A 23,811-nucleotide genomic window follows, 5' to 3' on the forward strand; every position below is an offset into this window, starting at 1 on the left:
GTAGTCGGATATGTCCACAGCTCTAGCTTCTCTACTGGTTGCTTATGCGGAACGAGGGCGAATGCCCGATGCGTGAATGCCCGATGCGTGAATGGGCTGTTATCAGAAGTACTTGACATGTTGAATTCACTAATCAAGTCTGTATTGTTAATTACTTTTTGTTACTCCACTATCGATATTAATTTAAAATGTTCTACTACGATTATTGTTTCTTCTGTTAAACTTAAACCTTCATTTAGCATAGGCTGCTCCCAGCAAAAATTGTGGTTTTTATAAAACTCTTGTATAGAAGAACAATTCTCGCCCTGAGCAATTCTATCATCAACTAGACCATAAGGAATCTCATAGTTTTCTGTAATCTCTATTGTACATCTATGATTTCCTCTTCCATCGAATACTGCAACTAAATCGCCAATAACAGTTGGCTCTTCTTCTGGATTATCATAGTACCAGATCCTCGGTGTGCAAGTAACTGTTTTCAGCCCTGAAATCACCTCTTTTAAAAGTCCATCATCGTTCTCGTCACTACCCCAAAATATTATCTTTTTCATTTATCTCACCTCATAAGACGAGTTCAATTTTTTACTTAGATTAAAATTAATGACTTTATTTTATTGTGCGTAGTATGAATTAGTTCAAGTATTTCTATAACGTTCTTGTATCTATGAACCCGAAAGGTTTAAGGGAGTATCAACGACCGGGTTTAACGGACTTAGCCTCGCAGGGTTATGAGCTGATTTAGCTTCTTAGCTTTCCTCTTATTGCGAACCAAAGAGAAGCCCGCAACGTAGATAGGGTATTATATGAAGTTACAGCCTTCTTTAAATAAACTCTCAAATTTAATCCTTACTTTTGTTTATTACTTCGTTTGCTTTATTCAATACATCATTCCAGTTATGTTCTTCTGATAAAATAAATTCTTCATTTTCAATTTTTGTTATGAGATCTTCATATTCCTTTTGATTTAATATTATCTGCTCACTATCGATTTCTACATTTACAGGTTGATTCTCTAAAAGTTGAGATATTTGAGTTCGCATCTCAAGGCCAAATGATTTAAAGTTCTGTATTAATTCATTAACAAAGTCATTATAATTACAACTAAATTCTCCACTTTGGCTTTCCCAAATTGGCATACCATTCTCATGTTTATACTCGGCAAACCAATACACATACAATTGATCATTGTTTCTTATTAGAAACAAGTCAGGACCACCTGCAAGGTAACCAAAGTCCAATCTTCTAGAGTTAAGCCAATCACAGCTACTGCGTACACTTCATCATATTGTTCATCAGTTTCATCCCAAGAACATTCTAACCAGCTCTTTAATGCATTTTTAAACATCCCTAGTTTATCAATTGAATTGATTCTTTCAAAAACTTCATTCTGCACTGAATACTTTACATATCCGAGAACATCACAAATATCTCGGAATATGCGAGCAAAATAATAATCCACGTGCAAGTAATTTTCATCAAGATTCCATTCATTAATAATCTGTTTATTGTATTTAGGAAACTCAACTCCAGCAAAATTAAACCAATAATATGAATCAGTTAGAGCAAACCAATGTAACGTTAAGTTGTTTTCATTACTCCAAGGTCTAATTTCATTAATATCTCTCAATTTATAATGAATCAAAAGGCCACTCCCGCTCTTTTTGATCTTGCTTCAATTTCTTTTGACATATTTGTATCTACAACCCGAGAGGCTTAAGGGAGCGAACATGATTGGACCCAATGGAATTAGCTTCGCAGGGTTGTGAGCTGAATTAACTTCTCCGCCTACCACATCTAGCGAACCACGGACAGCCAAAAGACCCGCAGCGTAGATACTTTCTTAGGAAAAGGTCATGCCTTCTTTGAGATACTTAGGCTTCGTCTTTAATTGTTTGTATAGTTATAGGGTTTCCGATAACTCTTATTCCTGTATTAATATCTCTAATATGCCACGATTCTTCGTCACAAGGATCTGATACAAATGTTCTAATAATACCTTCGTCCATCTCTATATGTAAGTCATTTGTTATAGGTTCTATTGTCAATTTATTTATTGCTTTCCCATATAGTTGTTTAAAATGTCCGGCTATTTTTTCGTGTTCTGTTTCATCTTCTGTTTGAGCTGCTCTTGATCCAGTAATTACTTCTACACTATTTCTAAAATGCCATGTCGGTTCTAACCAGATGCTATATCCTTTTTTAAGATTCCCTGGTTTACAATCACAATATATTATCAGGAAATTTCCAGCTAAACGAACAAATCAAGCCGTTCGATTCAGCATCGAGTCTAACAGATTTTGAATCTCCTCTGACATAATCTTATCTCCTTCTTTAATCCATAACGCATACTTTCACCTAACGTTCTCGTATTCACGACGTCCGACGAATATCAGATGTGTCCGGCTGATTACACTTCCTCGACATTACCTTCTGCTGGACCGAGGGCCGAATGGCCCGATGCATGAATATGATGTTAGGCGAAGTTCATCTCCCCCAGAGTTGTCTATCATAAAAATCTAAACAGAGGGACCACCCTGTTAGTTGGAAATTCTTTGTGTATTGTCTTCTTTCGTAGTAATCAATATGTTCATGTGCATGATATCCCGGATGCTGTAGATATAAAATTCTTCCTTCATTTTTTATTGAATTTGCATCATTTGAAATATTTTCAAACACTTCTTGACTACCTATTAAGAATAAGGTTTCATAATTCTCCCTAATATCTAAATAGTCTTTATGTTCACGGTACCAGTACTTCGCTAGATTACTTTTTCTATCGATGTTTTTGTTAAAGTCATATTGTTCTATTTTAAAGTCCTTTGTCTTTCTAATTAGATTTCTAATTTCTTTCCAATCATTTGTTTTAAACTGGATAGAATGATGTAGTAAAACAAGATCATTTCCTTTATCTTCAATTGACCATCTGTCCAACAAATAATAATCAGTTACTTCAGTACTTCTAGTATTAAAATAAACGAGACTGTCTTTCGTTATTGATGACAGTAAAAACATATTTTCAAGTGTATGTAAACTAGTCTCATTGCCTAATATTATTCCACCTTGTGTATTGGTTTTAAGAACATACATATCCTGTACTGGTTCCGCCGTTGTAATTACTTTATAAATTTTCTTGCCAAGAGTTATTTCATACTTTTTTATAGTAATTGTCATTTTACTTTTTACGTCCTTTAGATGAATTTCGCCTAACGTTCTTGTATCTGAGGCCCGAAAGGCTTAAAGGAGCGGAGTGATTGGGTGGCTTCTCCACTTATCCTTGCGGGGTTGTCTGCTGAATCCGCATCCCCGAATATTCTTCATACAGACCAAGGGGCTTGACCCCCGCGCGTAGATACGGTGTTAGATGAAGTTCTACTCTTCTTCGATTATTCTGATAAATTCTTTATATGATCTTTCGAATTTCTTTAATTCTTCTAGTGTTGAATCAATTACATCTTCCTTACTTCCGTAAATTCCTTGAGAGGCTAAATAAAATCGATCGTTTATTATATCAAGTAAGTATAATAATTCTTCATCTTCTCCTATGGCATTTCCTTGTGTGTACAAACTAGATAAAAAAGTAAAAAGTTCATCTTCATTAATATCATTGTTTATATATTTGGTTCTGATGTCATAAAGTATTATTGATAACGGTGTTATAAGTTCAAATTGGTTATATATTTTTTTAAGAATTGAAAGCATTTCCTCAAGGCTTTTATCCCTTGATAAGGATAGTTCGACGAATTCATAGGGTACTTTGAAATTCTCAATACAATTGTCTGCCCACGTAATGACTTGATCTCTATTAATAAATCCGATGGCTAGCCCGAGATAGTAATAGCTAGCGATAGTTGTTATATTATTTTTCTTCATTTGAACTCAACATCCTTAGTAGAACTTCATCTAACGTTCCAGTATTTACTACGTCCGACGGAGTCGGATGTGTCCGGTGCCTCCACTTCCCTGCCCAATGCCTCTCCCGGACCAAGGGCATATGCCGATGCCTGAATGAATTGTTATACGAAGTCTTTGTCCTCTTGAACTGCTACCAAGCTAATCGAATATTTAATGACAATAGAATAACACCAAAACAGGAATTCCTTTTTCGCTTTCCCAAAGCTCAACAAAAAAGCAATATCCATTAGGAAAATCATCTAAATACGCTTCATCGTCAAGGTTTATATTATTTTTGTACTTTGTATTCCAATCAGCCTTAAAATCATTTATCGATAAACACTCTAATTCGCATTTTTGCCCTGTTTGATAGTTACAGATAAATATTTCTTCTACCTCACCATTAAAAATCATTTGTTCAAGTTCCTGTAACGAAGGATAATCAGCGTAAATTTTACTTGAAACTATTAATTCATCGTTATAAATCCGTTTTTTTTCTTTGTCAATGAAAAAACCTTTTCTTATCACACAGATCAATCCTTTTGTTTTTGTTCAAATAAGAATGAATATAAGTAGAAATTCCTTGATATTATGTTTTGTATTTTCATTACTTTGGTAAGCAGAAACTAAGAAAGGTAATTATAAAGGTACTTGGTTGCTACAACTTAATTCGTCTTAAAATTTATACGCTCTCAAAGATTTCATCTAACGTTCTTGTATTCACGACGTCCCACCACCTTAAGCCCAAGGGCGGACGCGATGCGGTTAGGTGGTGTGTCCGGCTGAATCCGTTTTCTGTCCTCAAAACTGCTGCCGGACCGAGGGCGTAGCCCGAAGCATGAATATATTGTTATCGGATGTTTCATTCTTCTAACAAGAACAATCTCATAATTTTATTGTCCAACTTTTCTTCCAAAGACTCCTCTAGGAGTTTACGACTTGGACCAACGCCTATTTCGTCCATGATTTTTTTAATATCATCTCTAAATTGGTCTTCTATAATTGCAGGTGATATGTATCTACTATTAGTTTCGTTGATCTGTATTTCTTTGCCGTTTCTCGTAATTAATATCGCCTCAAACTCATGATTTCCCCAAATATTAATGTAGGCTCCAAACCGGTATCTGAGCGGCTTGAGATAACATAGTAGGCAGCTTCTTTCGCCCTTCGATAGTACGAACTCTACTTAGCCAACGTGCCAAAGGGCGCACCCTAATCCATAGGTATCCTTCCCTATGCCCTACAACATTTAGGTAATCTTTCACATATGTATTCGACATACACTCCCAATATCCCCCTCAATTTCCGTTATAAGAACGCAAAAAAGAGACAACAGAAATTCTCTGTTGTCTCTGATGTTGGAATTCTATTGATTATTATCTATTATCCCCGCTCATCTGGAATGCTCGGTTCTGGCGGGTACACAGGCGGATCAGGATATTTCACACTGTTTGAACTACTGGACGATCCATAAGAGGAACTATAGGAACCTTTCGATGAATCACTGCTCGACGAACTGCTTGATTCAGAACCGTATTCCATTCCCGCAGGCTCAAAGGATTTAATAGATTCCAACTCTTCCTTATAGTCAGCTACATCCCAAGAATAATCCGTTTTACGAGGCGCTGCCGCAGTTCCAACCGCTCCTGCGCCTGCGCCAACACCTGCTGCAAATCCTGCACTCGCTCCGCTTGGCACGACGAATGCTCCATCACGAGCTTGCATATCACCGAAGCCGAAACGTTGCGCTGGGGTACCATAGCCGTTAGCTTGCACCCCTTCTGGGCCATTATCGGATTCCACAGGGTTAGCGCTTCCTTCCACAGCTGATTTCTTCCTATTCTTCGTAACGATAAAGAGATAACTTACAGCTGCCAACACACCCGCAGCAACAGCCATCATGACGCTAACTTCCATCCACGAATCGTTGAACAGCAAATACGTCAAACCATTCGCAATCTTCTCACGCAGCATAGGTACGGATAAGCCAACAGACAAGCTGGCAATAGTCGCGAACCAAATGGCGAAGCCCAGTTTCCCATGAACAGAGAAAAGCAAATGCAAGCAAGCCATTAGCAGCAAAAATGCCGCCCCATGATACATAAACATGCCGAAGTTATCAAACTGGCCCCATCCGAACACTTCAATAAAGTTCAAATATTGAATCTGTTGCGATAACATCGTTTGTTCCACTTGATACCACGCGACATTCAACATCGACATGGCAGCTGCTGCCACGACGTAAGAGAGTATCGCACCAACATAATAAGCACTTGCCGAAATATTTTCACGTTTCGCTTTACGGTACACAACCAACGGAACCAGTATTGGCATGACTACGAGTAATGCCATAATAATATTCCCGTGTGATACTTCTATTTGATTCATCGCGCCATTTGCGACTAGCGTCGTGTTCACAGCAAGGCGAATACCTTCCACTCCGAGCAGAACGAGAAGCACCAAGCACATGCTCCACAGCGATCGGCCGAATATTTTTAAAATTCCATTCATCTTTCGACACCCCATCTTGTCATTATATATCGATAAGACGCCACAATTGACAGCAGCCCTTCAAAATCGTCGAAACTATTGTGTCGCTATAAACCGCACACTATTTACAATGCATATCCGTTCTCTTTACCCACACCACATAAATTACAAGTAGAAGCGCGACATACCCCAAGGTAACAGCATGGATCCATAACATTTCCTGCATCGAAAGCTCCACACTCTGTGTTATCCCCTCAATCGTCTGCTTCACCGGCGGAAGCAGCCACAACAGAAAGTGCAACATATCGGGCAACACTTCGTCAAGCTTGCTATGAGACAAGGATAACGCAAAGACGATAATGATCCCGCTCACCGACATACCTTTGCTAGCAACAAATCGAGATTGGAACAGCTGCGCCACACCACTGGCTATCAATCCAACTTCTAGATGAATGAAAAATGCTAAGAGTCCCATTTGAAAACTTATCGAGTCAGCGAACGCGCCAATCGCAATTGGATACAAGACGGTGATTAAGGCGAGGCCTGCCAGCATTAGCGCTAAAGCTCCCCATTTGCTCAAAAAATAAGTAGACATCTTCTTCGTATGTAATAACGCCAACTGCTCTTGTACACGGTCTTGCGATTCATGAAATGCATAGCTAAACCAACCTGCTATAAATAAAAAGATGACGGCTGTCGCGGCATAGCTGCCGATAATCGGATTGGGCCTTTGCGAATAGAACAACGTAAATGCAAGCACATATACCATCAATGGAGCTACATATCGATTCGTTCGACTGAAAGACAATAGAAAATAACGAATTAATGAGAGGCGCATATAGTTCCCTCCTCATTTTCCGTACATACGACACTAAGCTGCTGCACAGACACAACAGAACCACCTGCTGCTAGTATTAACCGCAGCACATCGTCGCTAGATGACGATGGTACGTTTACGGAAATACAATGAGTTACGCAACCCGCTTTCATATCCGCTTCTTCCTTATACGACTCTAACTCCAACACAGTAACTGCTTCATGAGCATCCAGCACACGCTGCAGCTCCTCACTCACCCGACAACACACAATACGGGTACATGCTGACTCCGCACTCCGTAATTTCATCTTCCGCTCGACCAACACGGAATCCCGCTCATCCACATCTAACAGCTCATCTCCTAAAACCAAGCCCTTATCCAGTGTAATAATGCGCTCAGCCACGCCATCCAGCAGATCGGATTCATGACAGACCATCATCAATGCTGTGCCTTCCCTGTGCATCTCCATAAGCAGCTGCTGCAGCTTCCGCTGTGCATCCACATCCAGCCCCGATAAAGGTTCATCCAACACAAGCAGATCAGGCTTGCGCAGCATCGCTTGAACGAGATTGAGCTTCTGAAGCATCCCTTTTGAAAAGCCATTCATTCGCTGATTGCGATACGACTCCATTCGGAACAACCCGAGAAGCTCTTCCATCCTACCTTGAATGTCACGATCAGACATGCCTTGAATACGTCCCATAGCCAGCAAATATTCATACGGACTCATATTCAACTGCGGGAATCGCTCTGGCACATAGCCGATTGTACGCTGGTATTCCTTTTCCAAATCATCCATCCACTGTATTCGTCCCGAAGTCGGTCTCAACAGGCCGCATATCATGCGCAGCAATGTACTTTTACCAGAACCGTTATCCCCGCGAAATAATATCGATTGCCCACGTGGTACGGTTAGCGTTATACCTTTCAATACATGTGAGCCATCATAATGCTTATGTACGTGATCAATGGTCAGCACAGCTATTCCCCCTTTAGCTGAATGCGATAAACAATACACCCGCCGTAATGAGTACAACCCCGATTCCAGACATCCAATTCAACGTCTCACCAAGGATAATCATCGCCAAAATGATCGAAAACACAACGCTCAACTTATCGATAGGCGCCACTTGTGTTACTTTTCCGTATTTCAACGCGATAAAATAGAACAGCCAAGAAGCTGCTCCTGCAATTCCGCTTAACCCGATATAGAGCAGAGCTTTTCGATTCTCAAGCGCCTCGCCGACCAACTGCCATTTGCCTTGAACAACAATTACCGCGATCATGAATAACGCCATAATGACAGCTCGTATCGTCGTAGCTACATTCGGGTCTACCCCTTGCAAGCCAATCTTGCCGAAGATAGCCACTAAAGCAGCCGTTATCGCGGACAAGAGAGCAAAGATCAACCACATACTCATGCAAACTTCCTCTTTTCATTACCAAAATATACAGATTGATCTATTATACCCCATACCTGTCCACAAGAGTAAGCAACGGAATCCAGAACAAATAAGCAGATAAACCTCATTTTAGTTATGAAACCTTCTTAAATCGTTCATACTACATCTACCTGTTCCAACACATTCCTACAAGGAGGTCCCTCACGTGAATGAAGATTTGCAACCGCAGCACGCGGAAGAGCGTGTTCCGCTTCGTATCGACCGCAGTTGGTTGGAATCGTTCCGCGCACGTATCGATCACAACGGTCCTTGGGACGATTGGACGCTGTTCCAGCTAGCCTATGAAGCCGAGCAAGCACGATTAGTAAAGAGCTTCGATGAGCTGCAGTGTCTCACCCACCTTACGAGTGTAGAGCCTCTTCCTCATCAGCTGGACACCGCGCGTAAGGTACTGCATGAAATGCGAGGCCGTGCCATACTTGCGGATGAAGTAGGTCTAGGCAAAACGATAGAAGCTGGTCTCATACTGAAAGAATATATGGTTCGCAATCTGGTGAAACGAACGCTGATCCTCGTACCCGCTTCACTCGTTCTGCAATGGGTACGTGAACTGAATCATAAGTTCGGCATATCGGCTGTTGCGCAGAAGAAGCCGTATCATTGGCAATCCGAAGTCGTCGTCGCATCCATGGACACCGCGAAGCGCGAACCGCATCGTTCCATTTTGATGGACCATGAGTATGACATGATTATTATTGATGAAGCCCATAAATTAAAAAACCGAAAAACAACCAATTACCAATTCATCATGCAATTGCGCAAAAAGTTCTGTCTGCTGTTAACCGCAACCCCTGTGCAAAATGACATGAATGAGCTGTATAACTTGATTACACTGTTGAAGCCCGGTCAGTTGGGCCGTCATGGTGAATATAGTGCCAATTATGTGGCGGACAAACGCATTCCAAAAAATGAAGGCGGTCTGCAGCAAGAACTATCCAAAGTAATGATTCGCAATCGTCGCGGCGAAGGCGGCGTTCATTTTACAAAGCGTATCGTTAAAAACATCCCGCTTACGCTGTCAGCAGAGGAACAAGCGTTGTATGACGGGGTTACAGCTTTCGTCAAGGAACAATATCAAGCCAACCGCGGAGACTTCGGCAGCATGTTCTCCATGATCACCTTACAGCGAGAAGTATGCTCCAGCCGTGATGCGGTCTTCTTAACTTTAGTCAACCTGTCCAAGAAACTCGCTGAAGACTCTCCCATCCGGAATAAAATATGGGAGCTCGTCGACTTAATCAAAGGCATCAAAGAAAATACAAAAGCCGAAACAGCAATGAATCTAATTCGAGAAATGAATGATAAGGTTATTATCTTTACTGAGTATCGAGCTACGCAAGAATATCTAATGCAATATTTCAGCAATCACGGCTTGCTAGCTGTACCTTATCGCGGTGGCATGAACCGAGGCAAGAAAGACTGGATGATGGATCTGTTCCGCGGCCGCGCACAAGTGATGATTGCTACGGAGGCTGGTGGCGAAGGGATCAACCTTCAATTTTGCCACCATATGATCAACTTCGATTTGCCATGGAATCCAATGCGTGTGGAACAACGGATCGGGCGCGTCCATCGTTTGGGGCAAACGAATGATGTGAAGATTTATAATCTTTCTACACAAGGAACCATTGAGGAACATATCCTCAACTTGCTGCACGAGAAAATTAATATGTTCGAAATGGTTATCGGTAGACTCGATATGATATTAGAACGCTTGGAGGAACAAGGAAGCTTTGAGCGCAATCTATCTCGTATTTTAATGGAAGCAAGCTCAAAAGAAGATATTGAACGAGAAGTTCATTCGTTAGGAGAGTCATTGAACTCGATTCGAGACCAAGTTCATAAGGATAAGACGATCCAAGCACAAGATGAGCGAAGAGCAGCTGTACAATCCTTTCTGAACGATTACAGTACGGAAGCGGAGGCGTAAAAGCGTATGGATACGGAACAAATCTCATCTTATATCATGCGCTACCTTGATGCGATGTCTTGCAACATTATGGAGAAAACGCCTGCTTACGTGACTGTGAAACTGTCTGAGCAAGCAGATCGATTATTGACGAATCGACCTTATTATTGGGGCTTCATTGATCGAACAGGAACAGAAGCAGAGACGATGCGCTACACTTTCGTCTTCGATCCAGCCAATATGCCAGCCGATCCGTTCCGAGCACCCGTCAGTTATGTAACTGCTCCAAGTATCCCATCTAACCCAGCTGCGGCTGGTGACGCGGCCATTCAGCATACATTCGGTGTGGCTCCTGGGTTCAATGGTGGTTCACGCGGCCCTGACCGCATCCCAAGAGAAAATGTGGATTTTGGCTCTAGACGCTTGGCTCAAATTATGGACGTTGCTAAAGAAAGCGGACGTTTCGTTTCCTTATACGAGAGCTTAGACAGCGGATCGGAAATTCTGTTCGCACGTGGTCGTCATTCTGTGGCTTATGAACCATGGATCATGCTCAATGTAAAATTGGAGTTCGCTTGTGATTTGAAACGTGAAGAAGTCCATTCTATTGGCTTTTCTCTTATTAGCGGGACTTTGCATATGAATTTTATGGATAAAGTAATGCAATGCTCCCTTACGCCGAAGCTACCTGCACAAGTCCATACGATGACTTGGCGTTACACACTGGAACAGGCGGTCCAACATATCGAACAGACCCTGACAGAGCATGTACGGAGCAGTGACGAAACATGGGCTGTGGAAGCTAGTGAGCGCCTAGAGGATGAATGGGATCGTTTAGCTGCTTATTATGAGCCACTGTTAAAGGAAGAAGCTGAGATGAAAGCTAAGAAGGCCATAGCAAGTGAAGAAAGCGAAACGGAACAAGATTCTCAGACCGTTATTTTAACAATCGAAGTCGATGAAGCAGCAGATGAACCGGAGCAAGCAGTAGCGGATAAAGAACCGAACCAACTAACGCTTCAGGAGCAATATGACATGCGCCGTAACGAAATTGAATGGCAGTTCCAGCCTCGGATTGAAATGTCGATCATTAACGCCGCGATTATTTATTTACGTTCCAACAAAATAATGACATGATCGTACGACATCATTTGAAGTCCGAATTGACGTTTATTTACGCCTCATCCGTCTATACGCCACACTGCGCCAAAATTAGAACGGCTGTCGGAAGCAGAGCATGTGCTAAACCGACAGCCTTTTTGTCTATTTATTTTTACAATAGTAATCATGAAATGATGTGCATCAAAACGTATCTTTACTCGACAATCGGCTTAAAAAATGTCAGTTCGGGTATAGCTATATTATCAGCGATCATGGAAAAGTGAGGTGCAACCCATGTTTTTTACTTTCAAGTGGACAAGCACGACACGTTTACAACGAATGTTGACGACGGTTATTATGATGACCGTGTTGTCTTGTATGATTTCACAAACCGTTACTTACGCCGCCGTCCCCTCTTCTACTATTACGACAAATGATAATGACGAACTTTTGCTGAAGCAAACCATTCAAACAACGATCAAACAATTGGCGCAGCATGCTCCTTTTACTTTATGGACCCAAGCTTCAACCGACATCCAGCCGTTAGGCGCTGGGACGCATGGATGGCTTGTCCGCGTACTGAATCATAGCAACCAGCCGATAGGTTATCTTATCTTTCATGCCAAAGAACAAGGCGGTTATCAACTGACTGAATATGGTGAAGGCGCTGAGCTGCCTTATGATCATCTTGCACTGAAACAAGCCTTAAAAGAACATGGCATCCAGCAGCAAGCTATCACAGCTATCGAACCGGTATACTACAAACCGTTAATTGCCGCATGGAAAATACAATCGTCCTCATCAACACAGTGGATCGATGCGATTACAGGAGAACTGCTTCCTGAGGGATGGATGCAACAGTTGGATCTAAAGTTGGGCAAGCAAACGAAAATAACTACGGTTTCTGCGGTTAGCAAAACGAAGAAGCGTGTTCCGATTCGTACGGTCAGCACCAAGCGCACAATCTCAATAAACAGTCAGCATTCGGAGATGCCGAAGTGGACAAACTCATTCCCATCTTCATTGAACGCTTTACAGGCTCAAGCAAGCATTCAAGGTCAACCTTTTGACCCTTATGATAATATTTTATGGATGGCCAACAGCACTAGTACACAGCTTCGCGGTGAGCATGCCCTTACTTGGATACAAAGCTGGAATCCTGAAACTTCATCCCAGAACTGGATTTATGTCGTCCGCAAAGAACAACATAAAAAAGCATGGAACATCCCTTACGCGGTTATTGGCAAACAGCAATGGACAGCAGCGGAGCCAGATAGTGGAGGGACGCGTTCAACTTCCGATCCTTCACCAGCTTCCTTATTAGATCTCCCTACTCAGCGATATTGGATTATGGCAGGAGCAGGGGGAGTTGGAGATTCGACTTCTAAACGTTGGCTTGCAGAGGACAATTTACTGGAGCATGGATACATTACTTCTAACAACGGAATTATTGAATAAGAATAATGAGAATTATGAAAAATACAAAAGGCGTACCACTGTTTGGTGGAACGCCTTTGCCTTTTCATTTTGCCAATCGACAAATAATTTTCTACGATGTTCGTTTCATCCATTTCGTAAACAATGTACTAATAGAGCGGTTGGGTAATTTTGCTGGCTGTTCTGCTTTACTTTCCTTAACATGACCCTTCCACATACTGATGCTGAATGGTACAAGACCAAACCAACGTACCATCCAATGCTCTCGTGGACGCTGACGCTGTTCTTTACGGCGCTCTTGACGCTCCATTTGTGGAGTATCTACGTACGTAACGACTTGCTTCGTGATGTATTTAATCAGATCTTCTTTTTTCGCCATCAGATCTCACCTCGAATTGTATGCGATGCTTTCTTTGTCTTTAGTGTGCTCATGACGCCATGAATCTAAACGAAGGAATCCGATTGCAGCACTGGCAACGATCACATAGGATGCATTCCCCTCATTCGTGACAGCCTACAAAATAGGAATGATGGAGGAAATGAGGTTACTTGTGATGTCCATGAAACGAACTTTATTCATTGGAGCGATGTTGCTGCTCGTATTCACCATCAGCTCCAGCAGTTTGCAAGCTCAAGCTGTTCATCTTATTCGAAGCGATGGCTCAGAGCAGATGGAGAATGTCGAACATCATGCTCATCCCGAGAACAACCCAAGCCGCCCTAACACCAAGCATATTTTCCACCCTGGCGCTATTCTCATTGATGCAGGCCACGGTGGAATTGATGGCGGCACTGTACATGGAAATGTACTGGAAAAGGATATTAACCTAGCTATCGCTCGCAAATTGTACTTGCTGCTCCGCAGCAAAGGAATTCCAGCTGTGCTCAACAGAACCGGCGATTATGCACTAAGTGATGATAATCGTTGGTCGGCAACTCGTTCGCGACATCGCAAAGACTTAGCACAGCGGCGCCAACTTGCTAAAGAGCTGCCCGTATCCATGTTTGTTAGCTTACACGTGAACTGGAGCAAGAACAGCCGCACTCGCGGCCCTATCGTGCTTCATTCCGAAGAAGGCCGCAGTGCTCTGCTCGCGTACCTTATTCAACAAAATATGAATCCATCATTCAACACACGTAATGACTGTCAAATTGGCCCGACCTTTTACTTGCTGCGGAAAATGCAACAGCCTGCTGTAATTGTAGAAATGGGGTTTATCAGCAATGATGCCGATCGTACAATGCTCACCCATTCCTCAAGACAGTCTGTTGTAGCCGAACAAATTTGTGATGCAATTATGCATTATTTCACTACTTTCTCTTGAGTAAGGGCGCCTTGCTGCTCCTTAACCAAATCCGAAATACGGACGAAGCGAGCTTGCTGCGTAACGTTCGGAATGGAGTTACGTAGTACAGAAGCTGTTTTGGGGCCAAACACACCGACATGACCAATCGCAATCGTAACGGGCTGTGTATGGGACATTTCAACTAACTTTCTCCATTGTTTGGTAATATGAGCCAACGTATATTGTTGGTCAAAGAAGAGATGGTTGTTCATTACCTTAACCCCCACCTCTTGTCCAACCTCGCCAACAATGGAGCGGAAATTGGTTCGGCTATCTAGGAAGTAAAGACCCTTTTCTTTACACACTTTGAGGACAACGCGCATAATTCGCTTATCAGCAGTCACCTTAGAGCCCATATGATTGTTCATGCCTACTGCATGCGGTACCGCGGCAATGGCTTCACGGACACGCTTTTCAACTTCTGCGTCTGTCATGTTAGCTAAGATTGCGCCTGGACCAAGCCAGCTTGCTTTGCCAGACTTCGGCTCCATTGGCATATGTACAATAACATCATGACCAAGCTTATGCGCCTTCTCTGCATCTTTGACCGAAGTCTGTAAAAAAGGCATTACGGCTACTGTTATCGGCACAGGAAGGTCCAACATATCATCAGTACCCTTCATGTTGTTGCCGAAGTCATCAATGACGATAGCGATTGTCGTCTTAGTCTGCCCGGCTTGAGAAGGAGGATTGGATGAAGCAGCTATCGCAGTTGCTTTACCATTCACAAATACAAGCATCATTACAATTAGGCACAAAAAGATTGAAAATGTTGATCGCTTGGAAATTTTTTTTTGCTTACAACAATCGTCAAACATCTATTCATTCAGCCTCCTGACTACAAATGGAACTGCTGCAAAGGATCGCATAACAAAATCAACAACACCCATTTTGTTATAATATGCGCTTAAAAATCGCATATCATGCTATAACTTCCACTTTGATTCCATTGACAAGGCTTGTCTTCATAACCTAAGATAAATAGTACGCAAAAATTGAAATGCAGGTGAAACTATCATGACGTATCAACCGCTTGTGAAATCAGTTGTACTATCGACACAAACAAAAAACAATGACTCCGAGCTAGTTCAGCTTATCGTAACTTTGCAAGATGCAACACAATTGCGCCTTATTCGTGGTGACGGCATCAAGAGCATTACTCGCTTACTTACAAATCCGTGCCCAATCTGTCGCAAAGACTTCTACTGCAAATGCTTCGATCGTTTCGTAGAAGAAATCGACGGTCAAGTCGAAGAGAAAGACTGGAAATAATATGACCCCTTATACGCTCACCTCATTTTCAATAAGATGAGCGTATAAGGGGTTCTTTCTTTAACAACCTATTCGTTACTTGAACGCAGCGTGCAGCATCGATGCCATCTCTGCCCGAGTAACCTGTTTGATAGGACGGAATGTTCCATCTTGATATCCATTAATAATACCTTTTTTCGATAACTCCATAATGGCTCCATAAGACCACCTTGATGGTGTTACATCGTTGAACGATTTGACCGCTGAATTAGAATTTTTCGGCGAAGATTGCTTGACTAATCTGTTCATCATAACCGCTATTTCTTCCCTCGTGACCGCCCGATTCGGTGCAAAGCTTCCATCTGGCATGCCTGATACAAGACCAGCTGCAGAAGCAATACGAATCGCATCTGCTGCCCAATGCTTAGCAGGTACATCCCAGTATTGCTGCTTCCCTCCACTATTAGCAGGATTAGCGGTTAAGCCACTAGCTCTAACAAGAATAGAAGCCGCCTGTGCACGTGTTAGTGCTGCATTAGGAGCGAAATAATTGGGTCTGAGTCCTGTCATCCAGCCTTTATCTTGCAACATCGAAATCGATTGCTCCGCCCAATGACCTACCGTATCCATGTATGCAGAACCATTTAGCCATGCTCTGTAATTATTCCATAGATCGCCGGAATCTTCATTCAAGCTCCATACACCAGCACCTTTGAGGTCGTACTTGCTAACCAGACCTAGCTTCGCTTTAATCGATTGATTGTTATCATACCAGACTGTATACGTACCAGGTGTCAGCTTTCTATCATGTATGGTTGGCAATGGATCTCCTTTTTTTATCGTAAAGGTAGCCTTAGCTGACTCCGATTTTTTATCATAACTAAATTGACCACCATATTGTTTAACAAGCGAGTCAACACGGCTATGCTGAATCGCATCACCTTTGATGCTGCCGTCTTCATTCCAGTAACGACCGAATGTAGGAATAGCCATCATTAATTTATGTTTCGGAATCTCTTTCAAACCTTCTTGAATGGATTTCTCCACAAAGGAAAAACTAGCTACAGGGCCAGCAGGCCCACCGCGATAACTTTGGTCATATGTCATCATAATCAGGTAATCACACGCTTCAGCAAGTGCCTTATAGTCGTAAGAGCCATGCCATCCCGTCTTCCATCCATGTGGATTAGCAGCAACAGCAACGGACACTTCTTTATTAGCTGGCAGTGCCTTTTTGAGCAAACGCACAAATTCCGTATGAACGTCGCGCTCGGCTGGTGTTAAATTTTCAATATCGACATTCACACCGTCCAGGTTGTATTTCTTCACCGCATCGGCAATTTGCTTAACAAGCTTCTCCTTATTCCTCATCGCTTGTTTCCCAACTTCACGATCCCAATGATTGCTTAAGAATGGAACAACTTTCATCCCACGCCGATGCATTTCAGTAATAAATGAAGGGTCAAGAGCAGGGCTTAGCATTAAAGATCCATCTTTGTTCAAATCAAAATAACTTGGAGAAATCATGTCCAGACTGTCTTGTGTCTGATCAACCGCTTGTACGTATTTGCTTGGAGTACCGAAGTAAATATAAGACATCGAATACTTCGCGGCCAAAGCCGAGAGGGGAAACATGGTGAGTGTTAAAGTGAGTAACAGTAGACCTGCAATACTTCGCTTTATGTAGGGTTTTACTTGCATAAATATGATAACCTCCTAAAATCTTACCTTGCGATCATGCATCTGATAGAGTTTAGGAACAAGTCATAAATATTGGAATCTCAACAATCATTCACTTACTAAAAAAGGCAAACCGTTGGGAGAGATAAGGTTGAAGTAAATTCTTATCTTTTTGTTATTTATTTGGTAATTTGTGAAAATGGATCTTATTCTCAAAGTCTAGTATACTTGATCCTCTTTTATTCAGATCTACTTTCTTATACGGTATAATTGTCCAAACAAAAAACCGCCCCGTAAGGAGCGGCTTCAAGCTTAATTAAGGTGTATAGAAATTTTGAGTATAGAATACTTCCATATCGCCGCCAAATGCTACTCCAACACCTAAGCGCGCGAAGTCTCCAAGTATATTTTCCCGATGTCCTTTTGAATTAATCCAGCCTTCATGAGCAATGATAGCGCTCGTCTGTCCTGCCGCAATATTCTCTGCTGCCGCAGTATAGTTGATGTTATCATCATCCATACGATCAAAAGGTGACTTTCCATCTGGATTTTTATGATCGAAAAAGTCACGCTTAATCATATCTTGACTATGCTTACGTGCTGTGTTGGCAATACTTGCGTCCGATTTAAATGGTTTCTTACCCATTTGAGCACGAAATGCATTAGCTAAGTCTACCAACTGGCGTTCAAAGCTTTGCTGTAATTCTTTGCTTGGTTTACCGTGGAAACTTTTGAATGCCAGCTCTGTCTGCTTGTCTATAACTTGAACAGCCGTTACGATATTTTTACGGTGTTTATCATAAAAGACAGTCGTGTACGTATTATCCACCGCATAGATTGCCGAGTTTGGCACCTGGTTATATCGATAAATCGTATTTCCTTTCTTTATCTCCTTAATCGGCTTCCCGTATAGCTTTTCAACTTGAGTACGTGACGTGCCAACCTTTATCCCCTTCTTGGACGTCCAACCAGTAGAATTGCTATAAAGCCCGACTACCTTCCCGTTACTTACTCCAACCTGCAAATATTTTTTATAATCTTTGTTATATATGTACCATTTGAACCCGTATTCACTTGTATCCTTGCGTGCAGGCTGCCCCAACTTCTTCACAAGCTGTGCTTCTGTCATTCCAATCGATATGCCCTGTAATGTCATTTCACGAGCAATTGTTTTGCCTACAGATTTATTCATACTCTGCTTCACAGCAAGATTGCTAACTGGCATAGCTACTGCTTCTACAGTATTTATTGCAGGAGTACCGCACAGCATAACAGTTCCGGATAATAACGTGAACGCAAGTACCGCTGCTACTTTATTTTTGAATGGCTTAGGCTTTGATTGGCGTGGTTGCTCCATAGATGTATCTCTCCTGTTTGCATGCATGTTGTCATACAACCTCCCTCAGTTGTTTCATTCTACTATACGTGGTTATTACAAAATTGTCATGAGGATGTGTTCCTATTTATTTATATTCAATTATGAATATAAATAAGCCCCCAAGGCAGCTTGTTAAGCTACCTCAAGGACCTTTTTTAATCTTCATGCATGTTAAGGTGCGCTATATCATTTCTTGCTAGTGTAGTTGTTTCTCAGAGGGAATACTCACCTTCATTTTAAGCCGGCTTCGTTTCAGGCTTATCTGCTTCATTTCCTTTTTCGTAGATTGATTATATAAATAATAACAAAAAACCCTTGCTGCGCAAGGGTTTAACATGTGTATGTATGGTGCAGTTAAGAGGACTCGAACCTCCACGCCCTTGCGGGCACTAGAACCTGAATCTAGCGCGTCTGCCAATTCCGCCATAACTGCATATTCTAGAATATATGCTATCGTGTACATGAAGTAGATTCATATACTTTGTTAATAACATCAATCACAAGTAATAATATACCATGCGCAATATATGAAGTCAATCAAACTCTCCCTCTCAGCAGCTCATCTCATCCAACCAGAAAACAACAAAAACTTGCCCTAAATAATGGACAAGTTCCGTGCTTACAGCTATTCATTTTCCACAGCTCGTAAAGCTTCCTGCACTCTTGTTACTCCCTGGGATAACGCATGTCCACCGCCAAGAGCAGCTGCAACCGCCACTGCTTCCAATACCTCTGCATCTGAAGCGCCTTTGTGTCTAGCTTCACGAACATGATATTGCGTGCATACTTCATTGTTGGCAAATAGGCTTATACCTAACGCAATAAGCTCCTTCGTTTTCCTATCTAATGCTCCCTCTTGAAAGCACGCTGCTGTAAAAGAATGATAGGCATTCACGATATCAGGCAATACGCTCTCTAGGTGAGAAATTTCGTTTTTGTATAGTGTCACTTTACTAGTCCCATTAGACATTTGCATCTACTCCTAAAAAATAAGCTAAGGTGAACCCGAAGAAGGGTACGCCTTAGCTTGTCCGTAAACATTTGTCGCTATGCTTGATTAGTCGAATAAATCTCCCAGCACATCGAATACAGTCTTCGGCTTCTTGTGCTTATGCCCATAATGCTTGGAATGCCCATACGAATGTTGTCCATAGTTTTGCTGGCCGTATTTATGCGAATCATATTTGCTTTGCTGTTGATTATTATATTGATTTGGTGGAACTGGAGCATTTCCAGCATTGTAGGACGTATTCGGTTGTACATAGCCGCCGTTAGGCTGCTGATAGTTGGGAGGGTAATTTTGAACATAGGTGTTATACTCATCGCGAAATTCTCGCACGCCGTTCATTAGCTTCTCCAGCTCGCCCCGATCCAACCATACCCCTTTACAATCTGGACATACATCAATCAGAATGCCTTCTTTCTCAACTTCACGCATACGAACATCAGAACATACAGGACATTTCATGGATGTGCCTCCTTAAAGGTAAATACAATCAGCGTAATCTTACACCCTTAATTTACCACAACCTAAAATACCCCCACAAGGCTCGCGCTTATTATGCCTGATGCTCTACGAATAGAGTTCATCATCGAATGCAGCGATATGAATTAATCAAGCTCCTCTAATAAGCCAGGCGGCAGTTGTCTTGGCTCATCCATACGTTGGATGAAATAGCTCCGCTTTAATTTCACAACGCGCCTATTCCGCCTACGTATCATAACCGTTTCGTCATCCCAAGCTACCACATACCCTTTTACATCGTTTATCTCTAAAAAATCTCTTACGACACGAACAAAAGTCCCATCGTTGCGATACTGATTCAGCGTCAATTCATCCATTATAAAAGCTCCTTCTTCTCATTAACCATCAAGATAATTTCCAGGCGAATGCAATTGAATATATATGCTTAAAGGCCTGTCGAGCACATAACGCTCTGCTCCACAGGCCTCTCAAACATGCTTTAGCTATTAATGTCCAACATGTTCCCGTGTATCATTCTTCTCAAACCAGTAATCCAGCACTTTTGCCGACATCACACGTTTATCAACGTATTCCGCTTGCTGTACACTGAACAGATGTCTCCAAGGTACATCTAACTCCTGGCACAACTTCACAATTGTCAGCAGCTCTGACCAAGCCACGTATCGTTTGTACCAAAAAAACTGGGGATGCTCTATCATATAAGGATACAGATCATCGAATTCTGTGTGTTTGCAATCTAATGCTCGTTCGAAATGCACCTTAGCCTCTGACACTTTACCCTGCATAAATGGAACGGTTGTTTCCTGAACCATTTGCTCAGCCCCCTCTCCTGCTTACTTATTATTATATGCCAACAATGCGCAATGAGAAAAGTAAACAATTGCTATTCTTCTGCAACAAAATGGAGAATTATGCGTCTAAAACGATATAGGGTTTATCACATGCAATATACAACAGACCATTTACCCTATATTTGATTCTATTCTTCGATATAGGGTAATATAGGATAGATCCGTCGCGTGGCGGTTAAGGGAGGCAAACATGATGATGCGAAAGTGGCGTCGTACCCTTCTTGTTCTCATGACTTTCTCGCTCATCATTAGCATACTAGCAGGATGTCGAGTTGAACAAGAAAGCAAACATAGTCAAGAAGTGGACAACCATTCAAATAATCCTTCGTCTCAATCTCAATCTAATAACGTTACATCCACAACAACGCCCAAGGACAAGCAACAAGAAGGTGACCCATTCGATCGCAATTCACCTAAGCTTTTAGGATTATCTTTAACCTCCACGGAGAAAGAAATCGCCAAACAATTGGGACAGCCACAAGCACAGTTTATTATGGATGACACACCTAAGATCGAAATATGGGAATATGAAGGATATACAGTTGGATGCATGGAAAACGGGCATATCGCTTTCGTTGAAGTATCTGGCGCAGGGCAGTCAACAGGTATCGAAGGGCTTAAAGTAGGCGACCATCAAGGCACTGCTGAGAAAGTCCTTGGTAAGCCTGATCGAAATACAGGCTACGTATGGAGTTATGCAGGAGACGATGCTTTGTTGCGATTAGATCTCGATCCAAAGACACAGATTATCCAATCCGTTAAATTATTTTCTCATCCCGCTTAATCATTCAAGTAACTCATCTTATTCTGTACTTTATAAGATGTTAATACATTCATTCTATTAGCAACCCTCTCGAACCTCATCAGCGCTCGGGAGGTTTTTTTGCGATCTTTTTAACCGCTGCTTACTAACGCCTCTGTTCCTCCTTGCATAACCGTTCACTAGTCAAGATAGCTATTCTTGTCCCTTTTCAAGTCATGTCCAACTACTTTCTGGCATACATCTAATCATGAGCTTGCTTCGGACAAGTACAACATAGCTCAAGGAGGTCACCCCACTATGAAGTCATTACTTCGGATTATGCAAATCTCATTCACATACATCGGGACCGTAGTCGGTGCTGGGTTTGCAACAGGGCAGGAAATCGTCCAGTTCTTTACGTCCTATGGCAGATTAGCCATGATCACGATATTTATAGCAAGCATCCTATTTGTTTGGCTTGGCACAAAGCTTATGCTCATCGCCAATCGTCTTCAGGCTCAATCCTATGAAGATGTCAATATCGCTTTGTTTGGCCAACGAACAGGAAAGCATATTAGCATGTTTACATTAATCGTACTTATAAGCGTCAATGGAGTTATGTTGGCTGGTGCCGGGTCTATTTTCGTGGAGCATCTAAATATGCACTACCAGACGGGACTGCTCCTCACTATGATTGCCGCCTACTTCGTACTGAATCGAGGAATGAATGCGATCGTGCATTTAAACTCTATCGTTGTACCCACAATGCTTATTTTTACTGCTTTTATATTATGGGATACGATTGAGATGCCAAGCACTTCAAATGCGTTTATGTTAATCAGTGACAAACCTCTCTATGCTGCATGGTCTGCCCCTATTCTCTATAGCGCCTTTAATTTAGCCATGGCTCAAGCCGTTCTCGTACCTCTAGGTGCTTCCATGCGAGATGAAAAAGTCATTCGCTGGGGAGGATGGATAGGCGGCATAATGATAGGGGGCATGCTGTTTGCTGGACACTTCGCATTATCTGCCCACATGCCAGGCATCACGCAATATGATATTCCAATGGGCCATATTGCAGATGGACTCAGCATGTTTATCCAGATCGTATACATCGTGCTTATATTCTCAGAAATATTCACTACTTTTCTCGCCGATGTCTACGGCGTTTCCTTGCAAATTCGCCAGCGCTTCAAGCTGCCTCCTAAGCTCGTTATCGCTGGATTAATGTTATTCTGCTTCATTATGAGCCAGTTCGGATTTAAACCGCTAGTAGCATTTTTATACCCCGTATTCGGCATGTTTAGTATTTTATGGATGTATCTGCTCATCCGAATTAAGCCGGAAACGATCCCTCAAGCGCCACCTGCTGACTTAATGCGGGGGTCAGGTACTTCAATCAAACTACTACGTTCTAAATTCAACCCGTTCAATCGATACTAAACCTTTTATATATAAAAAGCCTGTCAGGACACAAACCCGACAGGCTTACCATATATAATAAATCTCCCAAGCCTGCTCCTCCGCAACTCGTCTTTCGTCCCTTATACAAACATGTTCGAGTGATTAGTTTTAAACTCTATGCTCCAATCAACGATTCTCCGTTAACCACATAATACTTCGATGACCCTTCGCCATCTATCTCTTCTACCCAGCCTTCTTTTACGAATAGTTTCAGGCTCAAATATATCGTAGATAGTGAAACATGCCGGTTCTCCTTATGAAGCGTTGTATAAATATCTACTGCCGTTGTTGGCGACCATGTACGCTTCAGCATTGAAAGTACAATACTTTGCCTTTTCGTCAATGGAATTCCTCCAATCATTGTTAACCTTGATTATGAATCACCTTATCATCTCGTTCAGCCGTAGCCTCAGCCGAAAAAGTTCCAACTACTGCTTTTATGGACTATACTTATAAGCCACACAAACATATTTATTATTAGATGATAATTATTATCATTTTATT

General features: G+C 42.0%; 26 protein-coding genes and 1 tRNA gene. 7 read left to right on the forward strand and 20 right to left on the reverse strand.

The window, feature by feature from the left end; genetic code table 11:
• Positions 1 to 161: 161 nt before the first annotated feature.
• From NQ117_RS06455 to NQ117_RS06500, 10 genes are all read right to left on the reverse strand, one after another.
• Positions 162 to 551 (reverse strand): ASCH domain-containing protein, encoded by a 390-nt coding sequence (locus NQ117_RS06455; RefSeq protein WP_258277157.1) that lies wholly within the window; start codon positions 549 to 551, stop codon positions 162 to 164.
• 288 nt (positions 552 to 839) lie between these two features.
• Entirely contained in the window at positions 840 to 1,205 is a 366-nt protein-coding gene (locus NQ117_RS06460; protein ID WP_258277158.1) for a DUF5984 family protein, read from the reverse strand.
• Entirely contained in the window at positions 1,196 to 1,642 is a 447-nt protein-coding gene (locus NQ117_RS06465) for a DUF5984 family protein (RefSeq protein ID WP_258277159.1), read from the reverse strand. The genes NQ117_RS06460 and NQ117_RS06465 overlap by 10 nt, the downstream gene beginning before the upstream one ends.
• 842 nt (positions 1,643 to 2,484) lie before the next feature.
• The gene (locus NQ117_RS06470; RefSeq protein ID WP_258277160.1) at positions 2,485 to 3,171 is read right to left on the reverse strand and encodes a hypothetical protein; all 687 of its coding nucleotides are present in this window, start codon (positions 3,169 to 3,171) and stop codon (positions 2,485 to 2,487) included.
• Between the two features lie 198 nt (positions 3,172 to 3,369).
• Positions 3,370 to 3,870, reverse strand: a complete 501-nt coding sequence (locus tag NQ117_RS06475; protein WP_258277161.1) for a hypothetical protein — start codon at positions 3,868 to 3,870, stop codon at positions 3,370 to 3,372.
• Positions 3,871 to 4,062: 192 nt separating this feature from the next.
• On the reverse strand, positions 4,063 to 4,419 hold the full coding sequence (locus tag NQ117_RS06480) for a hypothetical protein (RefSeq protein WP_258277162.1): 357 nt from the start codon (positions 4,417 to 4,419) through the stop codon (positions 4,063 to 4,065).
• A gap of 855 nt (positions 4,420 to 5,274) precedes the next feature.
• Positions 5,275 to 6,402 carry a hypothetical protein gene (locus NQ117_RS06485; protein WP_258277163.1) on the reverse strand — a complete coding sequence of 376 codons (1,128 nt, stop codon included), beginning with the start codon at positions 6,400 to 6,402 and terminating at the stop codon, positions 5,275 to 5,277.
• A gap of 100 nt (positions 6,403 to 6,502) precedes the next feature.
• Positions 6,503 to 7,219, reverse strand: coding sequence for a hypothetical protein (locus tag NQ117_RS06490; RefSeq protein WP_258277164.1), 717 nt, complete (start codon positions 7,217 to 7,219; stop codon positions 6,503 to 6,505).
• On the reverse strand, positions 7,204 to 8,178 hold the full coding sequence (locus NQ117_RS06495; RefSeq protein ID WP_258277165.1) for an ABC transporter ATP-binding protein: 975 nt from the start codon (positions 8,176 to 8,178) through the stop codon (positions 7,204 to 7,206). The genes NQ117_RS06490 and NQ117_RS06495 overlap by 16 nt, the downstream gene beginning before the upstream one ends.
• 13 nt (positions 8,179 to 8,191) lie before the next feature.
• Positions 8,192 to 8,620, reverse strand: a complete 429-nt coding sequence (locus tag NQ117_RS06500) for an EamA family transporter (RefSeq protein ID WP_258277166.1) — start codon at positions 8,618 to 8,620, stop codon at positions 8,192 to 8,194.
• 187 nt (positions 8,621 to 8,807) lie between these two features.
• Here NQ117_RS06500 and NQ117_RS06505 point away from each other — a divergent pair, with 187 nt between their 5' ends.
• From NQ117_RS06505 to NQ117_RS06515, 3 genes are all read left to right on the forward strand, one after another.
• Positions 8,808 to 10,592: a DEAD/DEAH box helicase gene (locus NQ117_RS06505; RefSeq protein ID WP_258277167.1), complete on the forward strand. Its 1,785-nt coding sequence runs from the start codon at positions 8,808 to 8,810 to the stop codon at positions 10,590 to 10,592.
• 6 nt (positions 10,593 to 10,598) lie between these two features.
• Positions 10,599 to 11,708, forward strand: coding sequence for a YqhG family protein (locus NQ117_RS06510; RefSeq protein WP_258277168.1), 1,110 nt, complete (start codon positions 10,599 to 10,601; stop codon positions 11,706 to 11,708).
• Between the two features lie 258 nt (positions 11,709 to 11,966).
• Entirely contained in the window at positions 11,967 to 13,130 is a 1,164-nt protein-coding gene (locus NQ117_RS06515; protein ID WP_258277169.1) for a hypothetical protein, read from the forward strand.
• Positions 13,131 to 13,221: 91 nt separating this feature from the next.
• On the opposite strand, the gene NQ117_RS06520 is transcribed toward NQ117_RS06515, so the two are convergent.
• On the reverse strand, positions 13,222 to 13,488 hold the full coding sequence (locus NQ117_RS06520; RefSeq protein WP_258277170.1) for a YqzE family protein: 267 nt from the start codon (positions 13,486 to 13,488) through the stop codon (positions 13,222 to 13,224).
• Positions 13,489 to 13,663: 175 nt separating this feature from the next.
• On the opposite strand from NQ117_RS06520, the gene NQ117_RS06525 reads away from it, so the two are divergent.
• On the forward strand, positions 13,664 to 14,434 hold the full coding sequence (locus NQ117_RS06525) for an N-acetylmuramoyl-L-alanine amidase family protein (RefSeq protein WP_258277171.1): 771 nt from the start codon (positions 13,664 to 13,666) through the stop codon (positions 14,432 to 14,434).
• Here NQ117_RS06525 and NQ117_RS06530 read toward each other — a convergent pair.
• A complete protein-coding gene (locus NQ117_RS06530; protein WP_258277172.1) occupies positions 14,413 to 15,273 on the reverse strand; it encodes a divergent polysaccharide deacetylase family protein in 861 nt (286 codons plus the stop codon). The genes NQ117_RS06525 and NQ117_RS06530 overlap by 22 nt on opposite strands.
• Positions 15,274 to 15,472: 199 nt before the next feature.
• Here NQ117_RS06530 and NQ117_RS06535 point away from each other — a divergent pair, with 199 nt between their 5' ends.
• On the forward strand, positions 15,473 to 15,727 hold the full coding sequence (locus NQ117_RS06535; protein ID WP_258277173.1) for a hypothetical protein: 255 nt from the start codon (positions 15,473 to 15,475) through the stop codon (positions 15,725 to 15,727).
• A 75-nt stretch (positions 15,728 to 15,802) separates the two neighbouring features.
• On the opposite strand, the gene NQ117_RS06540 is transcribed toward NQ117_RS06535, so the two are convergent.
• The 7 genes from NQ117_RS06540 to NQ117_RS06570 all read right to left on the reverse strand — a co-directional run bounded on the left by NQ117_RS06540 (position 15,803) and on the right by NQ117_RS06570 (position 21,062).
• Positions 15,803 to 17,407, reverse strand: a complete 1,605-nt coding sequence (locus tag NQ117_RS06540; protein ID WP_258277174.1) for an S-layer homology domain-containing protein — start codon at positions 17,405 to 17,407, stop codon at positions 15,803 to 15,805.
• Between the two features lie 295 nt (positions 17,408 to 17,702).
• Positions 17,703 to 18,743 carry a CAP domain-containing protein gene (locus NQ117_RS06545; protein ID WP_258277175.1) on the reverse strand — a complete coding sequence of 347 codons (1,041 nt, stop codon included), beginning with the start codon at positions 18,741 to 18,743 and terminating at the stop codon, positions 17,703 to 17,705.
• Between the two features lie 367 nt (positions 18,744 to 19,110).
• Positions 19,111 to 19,197: transfer RNA gene (locus tag NQ117_RS06550), tRNA-Leu, on the reverse strand.
• 192 nt (positions 19,198 to 19,389) lie between these two features.
• Positions 19,390 to 19,740: a carboxymuconolactone decarboxylase family protein gene (locus NQ117_RS06555; RefSeq protein ID WP_375163026.1), complete on the reverse strand. Its 351-nt coding sequence runs from the start codon at positions 19,738 to 19,740 to the stop codon at positions 19,390 to 19,392.
• 81 nt (positions 19,741 to 19,821) lie between these two features.
• Positions 19,822 to 20,232, reverse strand: a complete 411-nt coding sequence (locus NQ117_RS06560) for a TFIIB-type zinc ribbon-containing protein (protein ID WP_258277177.1) — start codon at positions 20,230 to 20,232, stop codon at positions 19,822 to 19,824.
• 143 nt (positions 20,233 to 20,375) lie between these two features.
• Positions 20,376 to 20,606 carry a hypothetical protein gene (locus tag NQ117_RS06565; RefSeq protein WP_258277178.1) on the reverse strand — a complete coding sequence of 77 codons (231 nt, stop codon included), beginning with the start codon at positions 20,604 to 20,606 and terminating at the stop codon, positions 20,376 to 20,378.
• A 129-nt stretch (positions 20,607 to 20,735) separates the two neighbouring features.
• Complete coding sequence (locus NQ117_RS06570) at positions 20,736 to 21,062, reverse strand: hypothetical protein (protein WP_144988237.1); 327 nt, start codon at positions 21,060 to 21,062, stop codon at positions 20,736 to 20,738.
• A 229-nt stretch (positions 21,063 to 21,291) separates the two neighbouring features.
• Between NQ117_RS06570 and NQ117_RS06575 the strand changes: the two genes are divergently transcribed.
• Together NQ117_RS06575 and NQ117_RS06580 are read left to right on the forward strand one after the other, a co-directional pair.
• The gene (locus NQ117_RS06575; protein WP_258277179.1) at positions 21,292 to 21,885 is read left to right on the forward strand and encodes a DNA uptake lipoprotein; all 594 of its coding nucleotides are present in this window, start codon (positions 21,292 to 21,294) and stop codon (positions 21,883 to 21,885) included.
• Positions 21,886 to 22,161: 276 nt separating this feature from the next.
• Positions 22,162 to 23,286, forward strand: coding sequence for a YkvI family membrane protein (locus NQ117_RS06580; RefSeq protein ID WP_258277180.1), 1,125 nt, complete (start codon positions 22,162 to 22,164; stop codon positions 23,284 to 23,286).
• Positions 23,287 to 23,422: 136 nt separating this feature from the next.
• Here the strand turns inward: NQ117_RS06580 and NQ117_RS06585 are convergent, their stop codons facing one another.
• Positions 23,423 to 23,650, reverse strand: a complete 228-nt coding sequence (locus NQ117_RS06585) for a transcriptional repressor (protein ID WP_258277181.1) — start codon at positions 23,648 to 23,650, stop codon at positions 23,423 to 23,425.
• Positions 23,651 to 23,811: the final 161 nt, after the last annotated feature.

This window comes from Paenibacillus sp. SC116, from assembly GCF_024733555.1.
Classification (GTDB): Bacteria; Bacillota; Bacilli; order Paenibacillales; family Paenibacillaceae; genus Paenibacillus_B.

Bases quoted from the DNA above. Each gene is read 5' to 3' on its own strand.
- NQ117_RS06575 (WP_258277179.1), top strand. From the start codon at position 21,292: ATGATGATGCGAAAGTGGCGTCGTACCCTTCTTGTTCTCATGACTTTC.
- NQ117_RS06540 (WP_258277174.1), bottom strand. From the start codon at position 17,407: ATGCAAGTAAAACCCTACATAAAGCGAAGTATTGCAGGTCTACTGTTA.
- NQ117_RS06485 (WP_258277163.1), bottom strand. From the start codon at position 6,402: ATGAATGGAATTTTAAAAATATTCGGCCGATCGCTGTGGAGCATGTGC.
- NQ117_RS06510 (WP_258277168.1), top strand. From the start codon at position 10,599: ATGGATACGGAACAAATCTCATCTTATATCATGCGCTACCTTGATGCG.
- NQ117_RS06515 (WP_258277169.1), top strand. From the start codon at position 11,967: ATGTTTTTTACTTTCAAGTGGACAAGCACGACACGTTTACAACGAATG.
- NQ117_RS06530 (WP_258277172.1), bottom strand. From the start codon at position 15,273: ATGTTTGACGATTGTTGTAAGCAAAAAAAAATTTCCAAGCGATCAACA.
- NQ117_RS06490 (WP_258277164.1), bottom strand. From the start codon at position 7,219: ATGCGCCTCTCATTAATTCGTTATTTTCTATTGTCTTTCAGTCGAACG.
- NQ117_RS06580 (WP_258277180.1), top strand. From the start codon at position 22,162: ATGAAGTCATTACTTCGGATTATGCAAATCTCATTCACATACATCGGG.
- NQ117_RS06500 (WP_258277166.1), bottom strand. From the start codon at position 8,620: ATGAGTATGTGGTTGATCTTTGCTCTCTTGTCCGCGATAACGGCTGCT.
- NQ117_RS06570 (WP_144988237.1), bottom strand. From the start codon at position 21,062: ATGGTTCAGGAAACAACCGTTCCATTTATGCAGGGTAAAGTGTCAGAG.
- NQ117_RS06560 (WP_258277177.1), bottom strand. From the start codon at position 20,232: ATGAAATGTCCTGTATGTTCTGATGTTCGTATGCGTGAAGTTGAGAAA.
- NQ117_RS06455 (WP_258277157.1), bottom strand. From the start codon at position 551: ATGAAAAAGATAATATTTTGGGGTAGTGACGAGAACGATGATGGACTT.
- NQ117_RS06535 (WP_258277173.1), top strand. From the start codon at position 15,473: ATGACGTATCAACCGCTTGTGAAATCAGTTGTACTATCGACACAAACA.
- NQ117_RS06545 (WP_258277175.1), bottom strand. From the start codon at position 18,743: ATGGAGCAACCACGCCAATCAAAGCCTAAGCCATTCAAAAATAAAGTA.
- NQ117_RS06520 (WP_258277170.1), bottom strand. From the start codon at position 13,488: ATGGCGAAAAAAGAAGATCTGATTAAATACATCACGAAGCAAGTCGTT.
- NQ117_RS06555 (WP_375163026.1), bottom strand. From the start codon at position 19,740: ATGCAAATGTCTAATGGGACTAGTAAAGTGACACTATACAAAAACGAA.
- NQ117_RS06525 (WP_258277171.1), top strand. From the start codon at position 13,664: ATGTCCATGAAACGAACTTTATTCATTGGAGCGATGTTGCTGCTCGTA.
- NQ117_RS06475 (WP_258277161.1), bottom strand. From the start codon at position 3,870: ATGAAGAAAAATAATATAACAACTATCGCTAGCTATTACTATCTCGGG.
- NQ117_RS06470 (WP_258277160.1), bottom strand. From the start codon at position 3,171: ATGACAATTACTATAAAAAAGTATGAAATAACTCTTGGCAAGAAAATT.
- NQ117_RS06565 (WP_258277178.1), bottom strand. From the start codon at position 20,606: ATGGATGAATTGACGCTGAATCAGTATCGCAACGATGGGACTTTTGTT.